The sequence below is a fragment of the Ihuprevotella massiliensis genome, assembly GCA_900095835.1.
GTDB classification, from domain to species: domain Bacteria; phylum Bacteroidota; class Bacteroidia; order Bacteroidales; family Bacteroidaceae; genus Alloprevotella; species Alloprevotella massiliensis.
In genome coordinates this window covers 823,389-843,340 of the sequence record LT608321.1, presented here as the reverse complement: position 1 = coordinate 843,340, position 19,952 = coordinate 823,389, and the positions used below count along the sequence as shown (strand labels likewise).

General features: G+C 49.5%; 18 protein-coding genes. 17 read left to right on the top strand and 1 reads right to left on the bottom strand.

Annotated features, from left to right (window positions below; translation table 11 throughout):
- Positions 1–2 precede the first annotated feature (2 nt).
- The 17 genes from BQ2633_RS03575 (at position 3) to BQ2633_RS03495 (ending at position 17,770) form a co-directional block, all read left to right on the top strand.
- On the top strand, positions 3–1,172 hold the full coding sequence (locus tag BQ2633_RS03575; RefSeq protein ID WP_075565156.1) for a 1-acyl-sn-glycerol-3-phosphate acyltransferase: 1,170 nt from the start codon (positions 3–5) through the stop codon (positions 1,170–1,172).
- Positions 1,173–1,205: 33 nt separating this feature from the next.
- Positions 1,206–1,874, top strand: a complete 669-nt coding sequence (locus tag BQ2633_RS03570; RefSeq protein WP_075565154.1) for a NigD1/NigD2 family lipoprotein — start codon at positions 1,206–1,208, stop codon at positions 1,872–1,874.
- A 139-nt stretch (positions 1,875–2,013) separates the two neighbouring features.
- The gene (locus tag BQ2633_RS03565; RefSeq protein WP_075565152.1) at positions 2,014–3,099 is read left to right on the top strand and encodes a GNAT family N-acetyltransferase; all 1,086 of its coding nucleotides are present in this window, start codon (positions 2,014–2,016) and stop codon (positions 3,097–3,099) included.
- Positions 3,100–3,163: 64 nt separating this feature from the next.
- Entirely contained in the window at positions 3,164–4,336 is a 1,173-nt protein-coding gene (locus tag BQ2633_RS03560; RefSeq protein ID WP_176720089.1) for an esterase-like activity of phytase family protein, read from the top strand.
- Between the two features lie 132 nt (positions 4,337–4,468).
- Complete coding sequence (locus BQ2633_RS03555; RefSeq protein ID WP_075565149.1) at positions 4,469–5,074, top strand: DUF3575 domain-containing protein; 606 nt, start codon at positions 4,469–4,471, stop codon at positions 5,072–5,074.
- A 235-nt stretch (positions 5,075–5,309) separates the two neighbouring features.
- The gene (locus BQ2633_RS03550; protein WP_083233927.1) at positions 5,310–5,918 is read left to right on the top strand and encodes a DUF3575 domain-containing protein; all 609 of its coding nucleotides are present in this window, start codon (positions 5,310–5,312) and stop codon (positions 5,916–5,918) included.
- A gap of 454 nt (positions 5,919–6,372) precedes the next feature.
- Positions 6,373–6,723, top strand: a complete 351-nt coding sequence (locus tag BQ2633_RS03545) for an NADH-quinone oxidoreductase subunit A (RefSeq protein ID WP_009437298.1) — start codon at positions 6,373–6,375, stop codon at positions 6,721–6,723.
- Positions 6,714–7,352 (top strand): NADH-quinone oxidoreductase subunit B, encoded by a 639-nt coding sequence (locus tag BQ2633_RS03540; protein WP_075565145.1) that lies wholly within the window; start codon positions 6,714–6,716, stop codon positions 7,350–7,352. Before BQ2633_RS03545 ends, BQ2633_RS03540 begins: the two co-directional genes overlap by 10 nt.
- A gap of 443 nt (positions 7,353–7,795) precedes the next feature.
- Positions 7,796–9,355, top strand: coding sequence for an NADH-quinone oxidoreductase subunit D-related protein (locus BQ2633_RS03535; RefSeq protein WP_075567166.1), 1,560 nt, complete (start codon positions 7,796–7,798; stop codon positions 9,353–9,355).
- A gap of 42 nt (positions 9,356–9,397) precedes the next feature.
- A complete protein-coding gene (nuoH, locus tag BQ2633_RS03530; protein WP_075565143.1) occupies positions 9,398–10,477 on the top strand; it encodes an NADH-quinone oxidoreductase subunit NuoH in 1,080 nt (359 codons plus the stop codon).
- A 24-nt stretch (positions 10,478–10,501) separates the two neighbouring features.
- Positions 10,502–10,972 (top strand): 4Fe-4S binding protein, encoded by a 471-nt coding sequence (locus BQ2633_RS03525; protein ID WP_075565141.1) that lies wholly within the window; start codon positions 10,502–10,504, stop codon positions 10,970–10,972.
- A gap of 18 nt (positions 10,973–10,990) precedes the next feature.
- Positions 10,991–11,506, top strand: a complete 516-nt coding sequence (locus tag BQ2633_RS03520) for an NADH-quinone oxidoreductase subunit J family protein (RefSeq protein WP_075565139.1) — start codon at positions 10,991–10,993, stop codon at positions 11,504–11,506.
- A gap of 44 nt (positions 11,507–11,550) precedes the next feature.
- A complete protein-coding gene (gene nuoK, locus BQ2633_RS03515) occupies positions 11,551–11,859 on the top strand; it encodes an NADH-quinone oxidoreductase subunit NuoK (RefSeq protein WP_075565137.1) in 309 nt (102 codons plus the stop codon).
- A gap of 22 nt (positions 11,860–11,881) precedes the next feature.
- Entirely contained in the window at positions 11,882–13,855 is a 1,974-nt protein-coding gene (gene nuoL, locus BQ2633_RS03510; protein WP_075565135.1) for an NADH-quinone oxidoreductase subunit L, read from the top strand.
- 10 nt (positions 13,856–13,865) lie between these two features.
- Positions 13,866–15,401 (top strand): complex I subunit 4 family protein, encoded by a 1,536-nt coding sequence (locus BQ2633_RS03505; protein WP_075565134.1) that lies wholly within the window; start codon positions 13,866–13,868, stop codon positions 15,399–15,401.
- A gap of 23 nt (positions 15,402–15,424) precedes the next feature.
- Positions 15,425–16,897, top strand: coding sequence for an NADH-quinone oxidoreductase subunit N (locus tag BQ2633_RS03500; protein WP_075565132.1), 1,473 nt, complete (start codon positions 15,425–15,427; stop codon positions 16,895–16,897).
- Between the two features lie 549 nt (positions 16,898–17,446).
- Positions 17,447–17,770, top strand: coding sequence for a hypothetical protein (locus BQ2633_RS03495; RefSeq protein WP_075565130.1), 324 nt, complete (start codon positions 17,447–17,449; stop codon positions 17,768–17,770).
- Between the two features lie 332 nt (positions 17,771–18,102).
- On the opposite strand, the gene sov is transcribed toward BQ2633_RS03495, so the two are convergent.
- A complete protein-coding gene (gene sov, locus BQ2633_RS03490; RefSeq protein ID WP_346048687.1) occupies positions 18,103–19,950 on the bottom strand; it encodes a T9SS outer membrane translocon Sov/SprA in 1,848 nt (615 codons plus the stop codon).
- Positions 19,951–19,952 lie beyond the last annotated feature (2 nt).

Below are 19,952 nucleotides of genomic sequence, written 5' to 3'. Positions count from 1 at the left end.
TTATGCAACATATTCCTGCGGAGTTTGACGACATCCGGTCGCGTACCGATGCCGAGATTCGCCCAAGTTTTCAGGCATTGCTCCACGATCGTCTATTCATGCGCGTGCTTCGTGGCTTCGTCCCATGGTTGCCCGTAAGTTGGATTCGTGCTTTCTTGCGATTCACCTTCCTAGGGGTGAACAGCGTATTGGGCTTTCAGAAGCGTTACATGCTGCGTGCCATGCACATTCTCATGCGACGCACCACCAAAGGTGTCAAATTTGATCATAGCGCCCTCCGCGAGAAGCGTGCGGGATATACCTATATCTCCAACCACCGCGACATTGTGCTCGATGTGGCGATGCTTGATGTGTTGCTGATTGACCATGGATTTCCCAATACTGCCCAAATTGCCATCGGTGACAACCTCTTGATCCACCCTTGGATTGAGCAGTTTGTGCGCATGAACAAAGGCTTTCTCGTGCGTCGCTCTGTGACGGCTCGTCAACTCTTGGAGGCGAGCAAGCACATGAGCCGATATATGCACTATGTCATCGGCACGCGCCAAGACAACATTTGGATCGCTCAGCGTGAAGGACGTGCAAAAGACTCTAGCGACCACACACAACCCTCTGTGTTGCGCATGATGACCCTCGGGGGTGAGGGCAATCACTATGAGAACCTTCGCCACATGCAAGTCGTTCCGCTCACGATTTCTTACGAATATGACCCTTGCGACTACTTGAAAGCCAAGGAATTTCAACAAAAGCGCGATGATGCTAGCTTCAAGAAGTCGAAACAAGACGACCTTGACAATATGCGCGTGGGCATCCTCGGCAAGAAAGGTCGCGTGCACTACCGCACTGCCGACTGCATCAACCATTGGTTGGAGGAATACAAAGACCTTCCTGCCAAAGAATTCTTCGAAGCAGTGGCAGCGCGCATAGATCGCGACATCCATGCAGGCTACGAGCTCTATCCCAATAACTATGTAGCTGCCGATCTCTTGGAAGGGGGTAAGCGATTTGCCGATCATTACACTGCCAAGGATGTGGCGCGCTTTGAGAAGTATCTGCAAAGCCGTCTCGATCTCATCGAGTTGCCCAATAAAGACGAGGCTTATTTGCGCGAACGCATGCTGACCATGTATGCCAATCCGCTCTACAATTACCTCAAAGCACACGAGAGATAAGCCCTCCACTTTGTCCCTTTTGCACAAAACGCTATGTTGTTTCCTTCGTTAAAGCCCTTTTTCTCTCGCTTTGTCCTCCTCATCTTGTGTGGAGTGGGCAGTTTGCTGCTCGTGCAATGCGGTAAAGACGAAGTCCCCTTACCTGCTTTGCGCTCTGACCTCCTACTGGCACGCACCAATGCTCAAGGTGTTGTCACGCAGTTGATTACAGACGAGGGAGAATCCCTGCAACCTGTGCATTCCATACGCGGTAGCCGCTCTGATACGACCTATCGCGTCTTGGCGGTCTACCATCGTCTAGAGGCGTCGACGCAAGTGGAGGTGCGACAATTGGTGCGGATTCCCACCGCTCCTCCCGTGGTGATGGATGAGCAACAACTACAAACTGCTCCCATCCAACTATTGTCGCTGTGGAAAAGTAAGACTTTTCTCAATCTTCGTTTCGGCATCCCTAAGAGTTTTAGTGGACATCACACCATCGGATGGGCGTTTCGTGGCATCATCCAGCACGCTGATGGACACCGTTTGCTTCGTTTGCAACTCTATCACAATGCGCATGACGACCGCAATGATTATTACGAAGATGCCTATCTCTCCTGTCCGCTACAACCTTTCGCGCAATGGCTCACCGCAGGACGCGACAGCATCGTCCTCGACGTCAACACATATCAAGGACAGCACACGGCAGTTTTTCCCTACTGATCGGTTGTTGGGCACAATCGTTTCTGTTTTCAGGGCAAATCTCGTTTGAGATGCCCATCTCCTCTCTCTGAATGCTCCAATATGCTCCAGCGTGTTTCCGACTTAGTCACTTTATATTCTCCTAAATATACCTAATTGCATGCTCCTATCACCAGAAAACATACAGCAACAAACGCGTGCTTTGTGGGAATCCTCCTTTCCCGAAGTCTCTTCCGAACGTCTCGATCTCTATTTTCAGCGTCGTTATACCGATGAGCGCAATGTAACAGTGCGCCACGATGGCAAAGTTCGTGCTGCCGTGCAGGTACTTCCTTTCAAGTTCCTCTTTGGTGGCAAAGCCGTGTCTGTGGGACACCTCAATGGACTTTGCGCAGAAAGTGGTGAAGACCACGGCAAACTCGAAGCACAAGTGGTGCGCCAAGCCCTCCGAAAAATGTATGATGAAGGGCAACTGTTGAGCTTTTTGCTACCTCACGATGAGAAGCATCGCAAAGCCATCGAGAAAGAGCATCTAGGTAGTTTCTGGACTGCCACACATCGCTTGTTGGTGCCTTTCGATCTCCCCGAAAATTATCGTCCCGACTTCAATCTCGACATCCTCCCCGAAGCAACTTGGGGACGGGAATTGTGGACCTTCTACAACACCTTTGGTGGACGTCACGACTATGAAATCCGTCACGATCGCGATAGTTTTGAGACTGCGCTCCAACTGCATCAACAACAAGGTGGACAACTCTTCGTGGCGCGTCGTCGCGGCAAGATAGTGGGATTCTGCGTTGCCATTAAACAACCCCGCATTCTTAAGAGCGGTAAGCCCTCGAAAAAGGATTTTTATGGCCACATTCGCTTTATGCTCACCACCGATCAAAACGTGGTGTATCACTTCCGCCGCCGTGTAGCAGAAGTGTTTGAGGTGCAAGAAGTGGCAGTAGTAGGCGGATGTCCGGGGCGTGGTTTCAAAGAGTCTAAGCCCTACGCCATGGCGCGTGTGGTAGATGTCTTAGGGTTCCTCCAGTTCTTGGGACGTGTGCACCCTGGTTTGCAACTCACCGTGGGGGTGGAGAACGACGAAGATATCCCCGAAAACAATGGTTATTACGAACTCTTTGAAGGTGAAGTGCGTGTGCTTGAACATCGCCCCGATAACGTGCTTACTGCTGGTGGACTTGCAGCGCTTTTGCTCGGTAGCCAACCGGTGCAATTGCCTCTGATGCTCGATGATTGATATTTTATTTCCCCATATACATCGATGGTTTTGCTCTGTGCGAAGCCATCGATGTCGTCTTTTGATGTCCTTTGTCTCGGACTTCTTGCCCACCCGCACACCCTTGCATAAGATACTGCAGAGTAGAGCGGTGATGTGGTTGCTGATGCTCCTTGTGAGCCTTCCTCTGTCAGCGCAGTTGGCTCAAGTGTTGCCCCAGAGAGCTTTGTCGAAATGGGGCATCCCTGCAGGCAATTACAGCGGCATCACTCCTTTGGGCAACGGTCGTTTCGCAGTAGTCAGTGACAAAGCACCGAGTCTGGGCTATTTTGAATGGAGCATCGAGCAAGATAGTCTCACAGGGCAAGTCACGTACGTTTCTGCACTGGGCTTTCGTCCGCTGCAGGCTGGTGCGAATCTACCTGCAACAGCCCTTGATGTGGAAGACTTGGTTTTTGATGCACAGCGTGGAGCGGTGTGGATAGCCAACGAAGGTGACCAAACGCTCACTGCCTACGACACCGCTACACAACAGCTAGGGGCAACGATGGTTATTCCTCCTTATTTTTCGCGAGATAGCATTTTTGCCAACTTAGGTTTTGAAGCCCTTGCCCACGATGCGCGCACCCAACTGTGGTGCACTACGAGCGAATCACCCCTTCGGGTAGATGCCCCGGCGCGTCCTGAGCAACTGTTGCCCACTGTGCCACTCGATTTGCGCCTTACCTTCTGGGATAGTACCTTCACCGCCCAACGCATCGTGCCTTATCGCATGGCTACTCCGCAACTTTCGCGACAAGCGCGTTATTATCTACAAGGGGTGCCAGCTCTTTGTTTTTTGCCCAATGGGTCTTTGCTCGTGATGGAGCGTGAACTCTCGGTGCCTCGCACCTACTTGGGCGCGAAATGCCACATTCGATTGCGATGGATTGCTCCCGATGCTCTGCAGCAATGGGCACTGAGTGCTGAAAAAATCAGCTCCGATAGCAGGACCACCGATACAATGCTCATCGCCACTCCGTGGCACGTGCTCGCCCTTCAGACACCTGTGATGGAGGTCGCTGAATGGCGCACCCAGTTGGGCGTGTTTTGCCGTAGTCTAGCCAACTATGAAGGAATGTGTCTGGGACGTCGTTTGGCAGATGGCCGTCAGACAATCCTCTGCGTGAGCGATGCGCAGGGTGGGGCAGGGCGTTGCGGAGTGCATCTCCGCGATTTCCTCCGCGTGGTCGTGCTGGATCGCGAATGTACAGATTGAGGCCGCAATTTACCTTTGAGCATCTCTTCCGTTACCCCTCTCTTCTGCTGCTTTTTTCCTCAATCTTCCCATTATTTCCACACTTCTTCTAGCTCTTCTCACAAGCTTCTTCCATCATTCATCGACACAAATATGCTATTTCTTGATTCCTCAGAACGTTTAGGGGAGTTCGTCGTCAATTTGCTCTATGCATTGGGCAGCCTCATTAGCACCACGCATTTCACCACCAGTCCCGACCCACCGCAACCGAAGTTTGCTGCCGAAGTAGGGGTGCTGAGTGGGGTGAGCTATGAGCAACCCATCGGAGGGAAATTCTCTCTCGTGGGCAAAGCAGGGGTGACGATGCTCGATCAGGGCAACCCATGGGCGTATAGCGGTTTTCAACCCGCCGCAGAACTCGGCCTGCGCTGGTATTTCTCTGGTGTTTCTCCCAGCAATGCCAACAACGAAGGGAGCTACCTTGCGCTCCGCAGCTTCATCAGTTATCAAAAGATGGCGCTCTGGGCAGCTCGTCCCAATCAGTATCACCACGTAGCCGCATTTGACTACTCCCTTGTGTGGGGGCGCACGTGGAATCTCAATCCACGCTGGGCGTTGAAAACACAAATCGGCATCGGCGCGCATGGCTATCTCCGTACCGCAGCCCAAGAAGCCTTCTACGACCAACCAGAAAATTATGGCACCGAGACAAGTGGCCTCACTTGTCCCGTCGACATCGGCCTCGTCTATCGGTTTTGAAGAGTTGGATAAAAAAGACATTGTATGCTTTCCAATTAGAAATGCACGGTATATTGAAATTTAATTGGGGATTTCCTTGTAAGGAATGAAGGCTGTTGTTATCTTTGCATCGATAAACTTAAAAACCTATTTCAGTCTATTTCAATGAAGAACTTCCTACTATGTGCATGTTGTTTTTCTCAAGATGGCAATGAATGGATTGGCCGTATTTTGTTTTGGTAAGTATTGATAGAATATGTTCTTTCTAACTTCTTCTACCGATAGGCTAGGCGAATTTGTAGCTAGTGCTCTTGGTCTTTTTCTTAATTCTCTTATTCCAACAACTATACCATCGACACATTACAAACCAGAACCCAAGTTTGCTGCTGAGGTCGGAGTGTTGAGTGGTGTCAGTTATGAACAACCCATTGGCGGAAAGTTTTCTGCCGTTGGAAAGCTGGGTCTTTCGATGTCTGACGAGGGAAACCCTTGGACGTATGCGGGATTTCAACCAACTGCCGAACTCGGACTGCGCTGGTATTTTGCAGGCATCACCGAAAACGAGAATAACGAAGGCAGTTATCTTGCGGTTCGTACGCAATGGGCTTATCAGAGAATGGCATTTCTCAAGTCCTACCCCGAAGAGCATAACCAACTCTATACCTATAGTGTGAGTCTTGTATGGGGACGATCGTGGAACATCAACGACCGCTGGGCGGTCAAGACTCAAATAGGGATTGGCAACATTTGGAATGTTGAAAGTAAACGTCAGAAATGGGAGAATCGTAATCTTGATGGCTATCACGTTGGCAATGAATATGGAACGTTTTGCCCCGCGGACATCGGTGTGACTTATCGCTTCTAAACATAGCGTTTTCTCCTCTACTCGTATAGATATAGCGCAGCAAGTGGGCAGTGATGCCTGCGTGCTGCGCTGTTTGCAGAAAGAAGATAGCTTGCATTTTCGCGTTTTGCGGTGCGAAAGTGGACGTGTGCTAGATAAAAACTCCATGAAAATCGCCTGCAATACATAAAAAATTGTACCTTTGCAGATACGTAAGACGATGAATCGTGAACATAGTCACCAATCTAAATCATTGGCATAACATGTTTTCCATTGAGAATCAGTGTATAAAGCACGAGAAATCGGACTGTAATCTCTCTGTTTCTTGAAGCGCACGCCAATATTTGGGGCGTGCCTGAACCGTTTGTGGACACTTGTCCATACCTTTCTTCCTCACCATGACAGGGCGTTAGCGACCCATTGGTCGATTGATCAGACTCTAAAAATAACAATTTAAATATCTCCACTTAGCACAATGAACTTTACCCTTTTTGTCACAGCGTTGCTGACGGGTCTAGGGTTTGTAGGTCTCGTGTCGGTGCTCGTAAAACTATTGGCACCTCGCAGCTTCAATGCCCAAAAGGAAGACCCCTTTGAGTGCGGTATTCCCACTCGCGGACGCTCGTGGATGCAATTTCGTGTAGGCTACTACCTCTTTGCCATCCTATTCCTCATGTTCGATGTGGAGACCATGTTCCTCTTCCCATGGGCGGTCGTGATGCGCACGCTCGGTCCTGCGGCATTGTTGAGCATTGGTTTCTTCTTGTTTATCTTAGTTCTGGGACTTGCCTATGCCTGGAAGAAAGGAGCTTTGGAATGGCAGTAATCAAAAGACCCGAAATAAATAATATCCCCTACGAAGAGTTTCAAGATAATGAAACGCTCGAGAAGCTCGTTCAAGAGTTGAATGAGAATGGGGTAGGCGTGATGGTGGGCCAGTTGGACAAGCTCATCGACTGGGGACGCAGTAATTCCCTTTGGCATTTGACCTTTGCCACTAGCTGCTGCGGTATCGAATTTATGGCGGTGGCGGCTGCTCGTTATGATATGGCTCGTTTTGGCTTTGAAATCACGCGCAACAGTCCTCGTCAAGCCGACGTGATTTTGGTGAATGGTACGATTACCACCAAAATGGCGCCTGTGTTGAAGCGTTTGTACAACCAGATGCCCGATCCTAAATATGTGGTCGCCATTGGTGGTTGCGCCATCTCCGGTGGTCCTTTCACCAAGAGTTATCACGTGGTGAAGGGTGTGGACAAGGTGATTCCTGTGGATGTCTACGTGCCAGGTTGCCCTCCACGTCCCGAAGCCTTCTTGTATGGCATGATGCAGTTGCAGCGCAAAGTGCGTGTGGAAAACTTCTTTGGCACGGTGAACCGCAAAGAAAAAGACCCCTACAAGAAAGAGATGCAACAAGAATATAAAGAACTGCTTAACGAACAGGAGGAAGCATAATGGAAGAAAAAGAACAATTGACGCCTCAAACGGAAAATACCGCCGCGGAAGTTGCTCCCAAGGCTGCTGAAAATGTGTCTCCTGCGGCAGAAAATAATGCTGTGAGTGCAGTTACTGCACCTGCGGCAGAGGCTGTGACAACCGATGATAAGGTGGAAGAAAAGGCAGAGGCTCCCAAGGCTGAAGCCACTGCACCTAAGACCGAAGAGAAGCCTACCACTGCTGAAGCACAACTCATCACAGCTCCTGCACAAGAAGCTGCTCCCAAAGCAGAAGCTCCAGCGCCTAAGGCGGAAGAAAAAACCGCGGTGGCTGAAAAGCCTGCTGCTGAGAAACCTGCAACAGCCGAACAACCTGCAGCAGCCGCTCCTGCCGCTCCACGTCCTGCACGCCCTGCAGTGCCACGTCCTGCGCCAAAACCTGCAGCGCCTGCAAAGAATGAGGTGAAAGCTGAAGTTGTCGAGGCTAAAGAACTGCACAGCACTTTGGCAAAACTCAAAGCCGAAGGCTACACTTTCCTCGAAAGTCTCACTGGTGTGGACTGGGGTGAGGAAGGCATGGGCGTAGTCTACAGCGTGTCTAATGCCGAAACCTTTGAAATGAAGCACATTAAGGCTGTGGCAGAGAGCAAGGAAGAGCCTTACCTCGACTCTGTTTGCGACCTTTGGGACATTGCCAATTTCTACGAACGTGAAGTTTACGACTTCTACGGCATCAAATTTTTGAACCACCCCGATATGCGCCGCATCTTCTTGCGCGAAGACTGGGTGGGACATCCTTTCCGCAAGGACGACAAACCTGAAGAACACAACGAAGAAATCGCTGTTGGCGATGAACCAATCTCTGATTTGGCAGTGTGCTACACCCTCAATCAAGATGGTTCGCTCAATAAAACCGAAACTCCTCTCTTTGAGGAAGATGATTATGTCATCAACCTCGGTCCTCAACACCCCTCAACGCATGGTGTGTTGCACTTCCGCACGCGCATCAATGGTGAAACGATTACGAAAATCGATCCACACCTCGGCTATATTCACCGCGGTATCGAGAAAATCAGTGAAGAACTGACTTATCCTCAGACGCTTGCGCTCACCGATCGTATGGACTATCTCGGTGCGATGCAAAACCGCCACGCTCTTTGCGCTTGCATTGAACAGGCTATGGGAGTGGAAGTGAGCGATCGCGTGCAAGTGATTCGTACCATCATGGACGAGTTGCAACGTATCGACTCTCACTTGCTCTTCTTCTCTTGCTTGTGCCAAGACATGGGTGCGACAACGGCGTTCCTTTATGGTTTCCGCGATCGCGAACTCATTCTCGACATCTTTGAAGAAACTTGCGGTGGTCGTTTGATTCTCAACTACAACATGATTGGTGGTTTGGCTTACGACATTCACCCCAACTTCCAAAAGCGCGTGAAGGAATTCATCGTGACGATGCGCAAGAATCTCAAAGAGTATGACGACATCTTCACGGGCAATGTGATTTTCCAAACACGTGCGAAGGGTGTAGGTATCATCACCAAGGAGCAAGCCATTTCGTTTGGTTGCACCGGCGGTACGGGTCGTGCCTCTGGTTGGAGCAACGACTTGCGTAAGCACCGTCCTTATGCCGCTTATGATCGTGTAGAGTTCAATGAAGTGGTGCGCACCGAAGGCGACAGCTTTGCGCGTTATATGATTCGTCTCGATGAGATTCGCGAATCGCTCCACATCATCGAACAACTGATTGACAACATTCCTGAGGGTAACTTCGCAGAGAAGATGAAACCCGTGATTAAAGTACCTGCTGGTAGCTACTATTCAGCTGTCGAGGGAAGCCGTGGTATCTTGGGTGTTTATCTCGAGAGCCGTGGTGATAAATTCCCTTATCGCTTGCACTATCGCGCCACAGGTTTGCCTCTCGTGGCAGTGATGGACACGGCATGTCGTGGCAATATGATTGCCGACTTGATTACTATCGGTGGAACCATCGACTATGTAGTGCCCGATATCGACCGATAATGCGAATTTCTCTCAAGGATTAACCCAATAACAAAACATATTATGTTTGATTTTTCTGTCGTGACGACTTGGCTGCACAGCTTGCTCTCTGGATGGATGGGAGACAGCTTGGCAATCTTGGTGGAATGCGTGCTGGTAGCTTTGGTTATCATCACCATCTACGCCATTTTCGCCATCATCATGATTTACGCAGAGCGTAAAGTCTGCGCAGCTTTCCAGTGCCGCATCGGACCTGACCGTGTGGGTAAGTGGGGCTTGCTGCAGGTGATTAGCGACGTGCTCAAGATGATGACCAAGGAAGTCATCAATTTCCGTAAAACTGACCAATTCTTGCACCGCATCGCTCCTTTCCTGGTGGTGACGGCTTCTATGGTCACCTTCGCTTGCTTGCCTTGGAACAAAGGCGCACAAATCATTGATTTCAATGTGGGCGTGTTCTTCTTCCTGGCTGTGGGCAGTGTGGGCGTAGTGGGCATTTTGCTCGCTGGTTGGTCTTCCAACAACAAGTTTGCGCTTGTCGGTTCGATGCGTGCTGGTGCACAAATCATTTCCTATGAACTCTCCATCGGTTTGGTCATGCTCAGCATGATTTGCCTCACTGGAACCATGAGTTTCTCTGAAATTTGTCAACAACAAGCCGAATTGGGTTGGAATATCTTCCGTGGTCACATTGTGGCAATTCCTGCTTTTGTGATTTATCTCATTGCTGGTAATGCTGAATGTAACCGTGGACCTTTCGACTTGCCTGAAAGTGAAAGTGAATTGACCGCAGGTTACCACACCGAATATTCCGGTATGGACTTCGGTTTCTACTATCTCGCCGAATACCTCAACATCGTCATCTGCGCGGGCATGGCAGCCACCATGTTCTTGGGTGGTTGGGCTCCTCTCGTAGTACCAGGGTTGGATGGATTCAACGAAGTGATGGCTTACGTCCCTGGCTTTGTATGGTTCATCGGTAAGACATTCTTCGTCGTAGCTTTGTTGCTTTGGATCCGCTGGACATTCCCTCGTTTGCGTGTCGATCAAATCTTGCGCCTAGAGTGGAAGTATTTGATGCCTATGTCAATGGTGCTTCTCGTGTTGATGGCAGTACTCGTTAGTTTCGGTTTGACTTTCTAATCTCACCTCCAAATAGATATAACAATGGAAAATCAAAATTATTTCTCTGGACTTGTAGGAGGTGTGAAGAGCTTGCTCACGGGATTGAAAACCACGATGCGCGAGTTCTGGACGCCTAAAATTACAGAGCGTTACCCCGAAAACCGCAAAGAGAACAAGATGTTTGAGCGTTTTCGTGGACAGCTCATCCTTCCGCACAATGAACTCAACCAACACAAGTGCGTTGGTTGTGGAGTTTGTCAAAATGTATGTCCTAATGATACCATCGTCATCGAAACAGAGATGCTGGAGGATCCTGAAACAGGACGTAAGAAAAAGGTGCTGCTCAATCATATCTACGATCACGGTCGCTGTATGTATTGCATGCTCTGCGTGACGAGCTGTCCTCATGGTGCATTGGATTTTGACAACGAATTTGAATATGCTGTTTTCGATAGAACCAAATTGGTGAAACATTTGAATCACCCTGGTTCGGTGGTGCAGCCTAAAAAGTAATCTAATAAACTCAGCAAAATGAACGCATACAATATTATGTTTGTGGTGCTTGCCGTGCTGATCCTCTGTTCTTCCATCGCAACGGTGGTGACTAAGAGCATCATTCGCGCAGCCACTTATCTGCTGTTTGTGCTGCTTGGCACTGCTGGATTGTACTTCCTGCTGGGCTACACCTTCCTTGGTTCGGTGCAAATCATGGTTTACGCTGGAGGCATCATTGTGCTTTATGTGTTTTCCATCTTGCTCACCAGTGGACAGCAAGAACAGCTCACCAAAGGCAGTCGCCTGAAATCCATCAGTGCTCTCGTGCTCAGTCTTGTTGGCTTAGCCGTGGTGGGTGGCATCTTTTGGACACACGGTTTTGGTCAGGTGTTCTTGCCCGCACCCTCAGAAGGCGCAGTACCTTCTATGAGCGACATCGGTTACCACATGCTTTCAGGTGATAAAGGCGGTTTCCTGCTTCCTTTTGAAGCCGTTTCAGTGTTACTTCTCGCGTGTATCGTGGCTGGTCTTGTCATTGCGCGTAAGCGATAACTTCAACATTCAGCAATATCCCTCTACATTCAGAACAAAACATTATGATCCCTATCGAATGTCTTCTAGCCGTATCGGCTGTTATGCTGTTTGCTGGCATCTATGGTTTCCTCACGCGTAAGAGCACATTGGCGATTTTGCTCAGTATTGAGTTGATGCTCAATGCAGCCGACCTCAACTTTGCGGTCTTCAATCGCCTGTTGTTCCCTGGTGGACACGAAGGTCTCTTCTTTTCCATCTTCGCGATTGCCATTGCCGCAGCAGAAAGTGCCATCGCCATTGCCATTATGATCAACATCTATCGTCATCTCAACAATCTCTCTGTGGATCAGTTGAAGAAGATGAAGTGGTAACGACTCAAAGCAACTATAAACAATGGATTATACTATCTTTATCCTCCTACTTCCTCTCCTCTCCTTCCTCTTGATTGGTGTGGTAGATCTCGACATCACCAAGACTGGTAAGGTGTGGAGTCATAAAGCAGCAGGACTTATCGGTACCATTTCTTTGGCTTTGGTGACGATATTGTCTTACACAACGGCTTATCAGTACTTCTTCGGTACTGAACGTCTGGCTGATGGCACGTTCCCAACGATTGTGCCTTTCAACTTCACTTGGTTGCCTTTGGGTAGCTTGCACTTCGACCTCGGTATTCTCCTCGATCCCATCTCTGTGATGATGCTCGTGGTCATCTCCACTGTCTCGTTGATGGTGCATCTCTACTCCTTCGGTTATATGCACGGTGAGCGTGGTTTCCAACGCTACTATGCCTATTTGAGCCTCTTCACCATGTCGATGCTCGGCTTGGTGTTGGCGACCAATATCTTCCAAATGTACCTTTTCTGGGAATTGGTGGGTGTGTCTTCTTATCTCCTCATCGGTTTCTACTACACTAGTCCTGCTGCTATCGCAGCTTCCAAGAAAGCCTTCATCGTCACTCGCTTTGCCGATATGTTCTTCTTGGTGGGTATCCTCATCTTTGGATATTTTGCACACACGTTCAACTTTGACTTCGGTGCGCACATCCAATACGGTGCTGGAGCCGCAACCTTCCTTCCCGTTGCCATCAGCAAAGAAGTGGTTGCAGCGGGCTTCCTCATCCCCACTGCTTTGGTGTTGATGTTCATCGGTGGTGCGGGTAAGAGTGCCATGTTCCCCCTCCACATTTGGTTGCCCGATGCGATGGAAGGTCCCACTCCAGTGTCAGCTTTGATTCACGCTGCAACGATGGTCGTTGCGGGTGTCGTACAAATCGCCCGCATGTTCCCCATGTGGATGGAATACGCACCTTCTTCTCTCTCCATAGTTGTATGGGTAGGCGCCATCACCGCATTCTATGCCGCTGCTGTGGCTTGTGTGCAAAGTGACATCAAGCGTGTACTCGCGTTCTCAACGATTTCACAAATCGCCTTTATGATGGTAGCCCTCGGAGCTAGCCTTCCTGGTCACGAAGGAGCCTTGATAGACAATCACGCTTCCCTCGGATACATGGCAGGTTTGTTCCATCTCTTCACCCACGCCATGTTTAAGGCTTGCCTCTTCTTGGGCGCAGGTTGCATCATTCACGCAGTTCACAGTAACGAAATGAGCAAAATGGGCGGATTGCGCAAATATATGCCCATCACCCACATCACCTTCCTCATCAGTTGCTTAGCCATCGCAGGTATTCCCGGTCTTTCTGGTTTCTTCTCCAAAGATGAAATCATCACCGCCTGCTTCCACTACAGTCCTGTGTTGGGGTGGTGGATGACCATGGTAGCTGCCATGACAGCCTTCTACATGTTCCGTCTTTACTACGGCATTTTCTGGGGACAAGACAATAGTGAGCAATACGCGCATCACACTCCCCACGAATCCCCTTGGACCATGACGCTCCCACTCATCATTTTGAGTGTAATCACACTTGGTGCAGGTTGGATGCCTTTCGGTCATTTCATCTCTGCAGCAGGCACAGCTTACGACATCCATCTCGACAGCAGCATTGCTATCACTAGCAGTGTGATTGCCGTGTTGAGCATTGCCCTTGCCACATATATATATGCTGGTAAGAAACAACCCATTGCAGAAAAGATGCAAGCCGCTTTGCCAAATCTCCATCAATGGGCTTACAAACGCTTCTATATGGATGAAGTCTACCAATTCGTGACTCATCGCATCATTTTCCGTTATATCTCTCGTCCCATTGCATGGTTCGATCGCCACATCATTGATGGCTTCTTCGATTTCTTGGCTTGGGGCACGCAGCGTCTCTCGCTCTGCATCCGAGGCTTGCAAAACGGAAGTGTGCAAACTTACGCGTTTGTCTTCCTCCTCGGCACTTTGGTGCTCTTACTCATCATGATACTCTAACATCACGACTATGAATTTTCTTTCGATATTCGTACTAATCCCCCTTTTGATGCTGCCCGCGCTTTGGATTGCGCGCAGTCTCAATCAGGTTCGAGGCGTCATGGTAGCCGGGAGCACAGCCCTCTTGGCACTCTCCGTCTATCTGGTCTTCGCCTTCCTCGATGCGCGCGCGCTCGATCCCCACAGCGAAATGCTCTTTGTGAGCAGTGTAGAGTGGTTTCCACCCCTTCACATCAACTACACCGTTGGTGTTGACGGCATCAGCGTAGCCATGTTGCTCCTCTCTGCCATCATCACCTTCACTGGTACTTTTGCTTCTTGGCAACTCAAGCCATTGACCAAGGAATACTTCCTCTGGTTCACCCTTCTCTCCATGGGTGTGTTTGGCTTCTTCATCACCACCGACATGTTCGCTATGTTCATGTTCTATGAAATCGCCCTTATCCCCATGTATCTCCTCATCGGAGTGTGGGGTAGTGGGCGCAAAGAATATGCAGCGATGAAACTGACCCTGATGTTGATGGGAGGTTCTGCCTTCCTCATGTGCGGAATCTTCGGCATCTTCTATGGTGCAGGTGGTCAAACCATGAACATCATCGACATTGCCAACCATACCAACGGGGCGCACGCCATTGCCACCAACTGGCAGTTGATTTGGTTCCCCATGACCTTTGTAGGTTTTGGTATCCTTGGTGCCTTGTTCCCCTTCCACACTTGGTCACCCGATGGTCACGCTTCTGCACCCACTGCAGTGTCTATGCTCCACGCTGGTGTCTTGATGAAGCTCGGAGGATACGGATGCTTCCGCATCGCCATGTATCTCTTGCCCGAAGCAGCCAACGAACTTAGTTGGATTTTCCTTATCCTCACCGGTATCTCTGTGGTATATGGGGCTTTCTCTGCTTGTGTGCAAACAGACCTCAAATACATCAACGCGTATTCATCGGTTTCTCACTGCGGACTCGTGCTCTTCGCCATCTGTATGGCTACTGAAACTGCCAGCACCGGTGCTATCCTTCAGATGCTTTCTCACGGTTTGATGACTGCACTCTTCTTCGCGCTCATCGGTTTCATCTATGGTCGCACCCACACGCGTGACATCCGCGAGTTGGCAGGCCTGATGAAGATTATGCCTTTCCTCGCAGTCTGCTACGTCATTGCTGGTTTAGCCAACCTCGGTCTTCCCGGACTTTCAGGTTTCGTTGCTGAAATGACCATCTTCGTAGGATCGTTCGAGAACACCGGTACTTTCTACACCACCATGACCATTATCGCTTGCACCTCCATCGTCATCACCGCGGTTTACATCTTGCGACTTGTCGGTAAAATCCTCTATGGAGTGCCCACCAACGAGCATCATCTCCAACTCACCGATGCCACTTGGGACGAGCGTTTCTCTGTCATCTGTCTCATCCTCGCCGTTGCAGCACTCGGTCTTGCACCTTTCTGGGTCAGCGACATGATTCGCACTGGCGTGCATCCCGTGATTGAGCACCTCCAACAAGCAGGTTCTCTGTTGAACAGTCATAGTAATCCCTTTTTGTAAACTCCTAAACGTATCAATACAGCATGGACTTTTCACAGTTTCTTAGCATGCAAGCAGAACTTTCACTCCTCGCAGTGATTGTTATCCTCTTCATTGCTGATCTATTCATGAGTGGCGACGGCAAGGAGCAAAAAGGCATCTACAACACTCCGTTGCCCATCATCCTTTTGGCAGCGCACACATTGTTGAATCTCGTGCCCACACTCAGTGGTGATGCAGCCACCACCGCTTTCGGTGGCATGTATGTCACCACTGCCATGGGTGGTATCGTTAAGTCGGTGCTCAGCATCGGCACACTCATCACCTTCCTCATGGCACATGAGTGGATGTCGCGTCAAGAGAATTTGGTGAAACAAGGTGAGTTCTACATCATCACCCTCTTCACCCTCCTCGGCATGTACTTCATGATTTCCAGCGGACACTTCCTCATGTTCTTCATCGGACTCGAGTTAGCTTCTATCCCAATGGCAGCTCTCGTGAGCTACGACAAATATCGCTACGAAAGTGCCGAAGCCGGCGCCAAGTTCATCTTGCTCGCCCTCTTCTCAGCTGGTTTGTTGCTCTACGGTCTCTCGTTGATTTATGGAGGCACTGGCACCTTGTATTTTGATGGAGTCTTCGCTCTTCTGGGCAAAGCCAACGCATACACCCTCCTCGGCATGCTCTTCTTTATCACCGGCATGGGCTTCAAGATTTCTCTTGTTCCCTTCCACCTCTGGACAGCCGACACTTACGAAGGTGCACCCACCGTCGTTACAGGCTATTTGAGCGTGATTTCTAAGGGTAGTGCAGCCTTTGTGCTTTTCACAGTGCTCACGAAAGTGTTCTCCGCTAACGGTGGTCTCTTTGAAGCCTGGAACACTGCCTTCTTCTGGATCATCATTGCTTCTATCACCATTGCCAACCTCTTCGCCATTCGTCAGAAAAACCTCAAGCGTTTCATGGCATTCTCTGCCATCTCTCAAGCCGGGTACCTCGTGCTCACCCTCATGGGCGGCACAGCGCAAGGCATGACAGCCATGGTTTTCTACCTCCTCGTCTATATGGCAGCCAACATGGGTGCATTTGCCGTGATGAATGTCGTAGAGCAAAACAGCGGACTCATCGGCATTGACGACTACAACGGACTTTACCGCACCAATCCCAAGCTCGCGTTCATCATGACGCTCTGCTTGTTCTCTTTGGCAGGTATTCCCCCATTCGCAGGTTTCTTCTCGAAGTTCTTCGTCTTTATGGCAGCTTTCCACGCAGGTTATCATTGGTTGGTGCTCATCGCCTTGATCAACACGGTGATTTCACTCTACTACTATCTCCTCATTGTGAAAGCAATGTACATCAATCCTAGTGAGAATCCCATTGCCACTTTCAAGAGCGACTGTTATTCTCGCACAGCGATCGCCATTTGCGTAGCAGGCGTCATGCTCCTCGGCATCTTGGGTTGCGTTTACAGCTATCTCGACACCTTCTCTTATGGTGTTTTCCGCGCTTTCTTGTAGTGCACTTCTCATAGCATAAACGCTATTTCTCACATATCTAATGGTGGACACTTCACGGTGAAGTGTCCACCATTTTCTTTTCGTGTTCCTATTGCTCCATCAGTACTAATAATGCTCTGTGAGCGCTCTTGTGTCATAAAGGCGATTTCCTCACAAGAACTCCGACGTTTCTCGAAAAACGTCGGAGAATTTTCCAAAAACGTCGGAGTTTTTTTGAATTTTCTCCGAGATAATTTTGAAAATCTCCGACGTTTTTTCAGATTCCTCCGAGTTTATCATATAGAGGTGTGGTGCAGAGCAACATAGATGATGGATAGAGTTCTAGATTTAGGACACGATTCACTATATCCGCTGGCTTTTTCAACTTAAAGAGTACGCCCTACGCGTCTGTGTCAGTGACATGAATGCACGATGATGGATAGGGAAAAAGTTCAGATTCTTGGCTAAATGCTTGGTGAGGTGTGATTTTATTTTTATTTTTGAGGTGACAATAAAGACTCTTCTACATGATGGAGCTTTCTATTTATCAACACTCTAAAAGTTTGTATTATGCTGACAATATGGGCTATCGCTTTTGTTCTGGGACTCATCGCCCTGTGTGTCTCTCTCTGGGTGACTTTCTGGGTAGTGATGTTTGTCGTTGTGCTTTTCAGAGTTGCTCATCAAGACTTGTCTTATCGTCGTGCTGAAAAGCATCACCCTGGCATCTATGCTCGCTTCCAACGGACGCTTGCGCTTCGAGAAGCCCAACGGAAAAGGAAAGAAGCTCATGATAAGTGGAGCAAAGCAATGCAAGCCTCTATCAACAAAAGAAAACGACAAGCCAGTGCCCACCGCACTGCTGCTGCATGGGCTGCTTTTGCTAGCTTATAGCGAAAAGTTGTCATTTTCTATTCTCCCCTAAGGTCGTATCTTTGGTGTCACAACCATAGATACGATTTTTATTATGACCGATAAACTCCATATTAATTCCCCAAAAAGAAAAGCCGCGTGCGCAACAAATACGTTGCGCACGCGGCTTGTTTATGACTTCCTACAAAGAGAAAGACTGTGCTTCATTGAAGATAATCCTAAAGATGAGCCTTTGCAAGTCCTTTGGAAGACCTATCCACCCCTTCTTCGGTGAGCTTTGTGGCTAATCCGGGGGATAAACCTTGGGAATTAGACCAGTGACTTGGGGGATACTTGAGAGAACGGGTCAATGTCTATCTCGCCAACTGGAATTTGAGGTTGATACCGAAGTCTTGCACCGTGGTGGGGAAGGCGGAAGAGGTGAGGAGCGGACGGTTCATCTGTCGTTCGTAGTAGGCAGAGATGGTAAAGAAACGCGATACGGCATAGTCTGCTGAGAAGGATATTTGCACCGCTCTGTTGCCACTCGTGGCTTGAGAAAGCGTGGTGAGGAGATTGCGTTGTAGCGCACTCTGATCACGGAACGAGAGGTCCAGACGTAAGTTGAGCGAGTGGGCAAAACCATCCCCAGATGTACCCGAAGCACTATCAGAAAAACTGTCGTTGTTGGAGTTGTTGGCTGAAGCACTTCGTGCTGAACGACGAGATTTGCTGCTTTTTCCTTTTACACCACTACCACCAAACGTGGGGAACTTGAAATCATTGACCCGATAGCCAAAGCCCACAACAATATCGTTGGAGTGAGTCTCGGTGAGCAACTGAGAAGCCATGGAGAGCGTAAGCACACGTGTGCGACGCATTTCCAGTTTGGCAGTCATGCTGTTGTAGAAAGTGGCATCTATACCCAAGAGGGGAGAGAAACTTTCGTTGATGCTCACTGTCGAGATGTCGAATTGCGACGAAGGTTGCGGACGACCATTCTCCACATTGCTGATAAATCCGAGTCCATCCACTGCGGAACGATAGCTTTGGAAGCTATTGTACGAACCAACATTGTAAAGACTGCGATAGCTGTGGTTGAGGTTAAAGGCACGGAACCATCGTTTGAAGGCAGGTAGTGACGCCAGTCCAGAGTAAGTGAGCGTCCAGTTGGGCAAGAGCTTTGTTAGGATAGGGAAGATGTCGGTAGTTCCACCCATGGAAGTATAAGTGTCCAAGAATGCAGGTATCATCACTTCGCTGGAATACTTGCCTACTACGCCATTTTCGGGGTTGTATGGTTGTCCACTCCATGAGCCGAGTCCAGCAGGGTAGGTGGTTCCTACATAACGCTGTTGTAGTCGAGCTTGATAACGATCGAGGGCACCTAGGAACTGTTGGAAGCGCGCACTGCGGTAGCCATTGTCCGCTGTACCATTAGATGAGAAGGCACTACCGAGGGAAAGAGTGGTCATTGTAAAGGAGCCACTTTGGAGCGATGGCATTCCCTCAAACATGTATTGTATGGTCTTGTTGCGATTGTGATTGCGCGAGAAAGTGAGGCTGATGCGGAAATCGCGTGCCGGTTCTATCTGTGCGCGCAGCTGGAAGTCCTCCGTTTGGGCGAAGGTAGCAGGGGTGGTGATGCTGTCGCTTTGGAGCAACCAACCTCTGTCGGCAGCCCGTTGCACATAGTCTTCGCCTGCTGTAGCAAAGGCAAAGTCGAGCCCAGGCACAAAGAGGCTGCCCATGCGTGACTGTCCGAAGATGTCGCCCACATTAGGCATGAAGCCCGGGAGAGAGAGTTGCGCATTGTTGCGATAGCTCACATTGAAATTGCGCAGACTCATCAGTCCGCGTGCGCCCACTTCAGCTACTTTATACCATGTTTGTTCCTCCATACGCTTGCGAGCTGCCACGGTAATCTTGAGAGAGTCTGCACCGCGTGAGAGCACTTCGATGCGGTTGATGTCAAGCACTTTGTATTTGATGGCATAGCGTGAGCCGTCTTTGCGAATTGCTACGACACGGAGCTTCTTGCTGCCTTGGTTGTGAGGAACAATGAAGGTAGTGTCAGCGCGCAGCACGATTTCTTTCTCGTAGAACTTCTTTTCAGCTTTCGTGTTGCGCGTGTTGCTCTGCGAGAACTTACGATTCACTCGCTTCAAGAAAGGCACCTTATTATATAGGTTTTCCATATTGAAGCGACCATTGGCGGTGATGT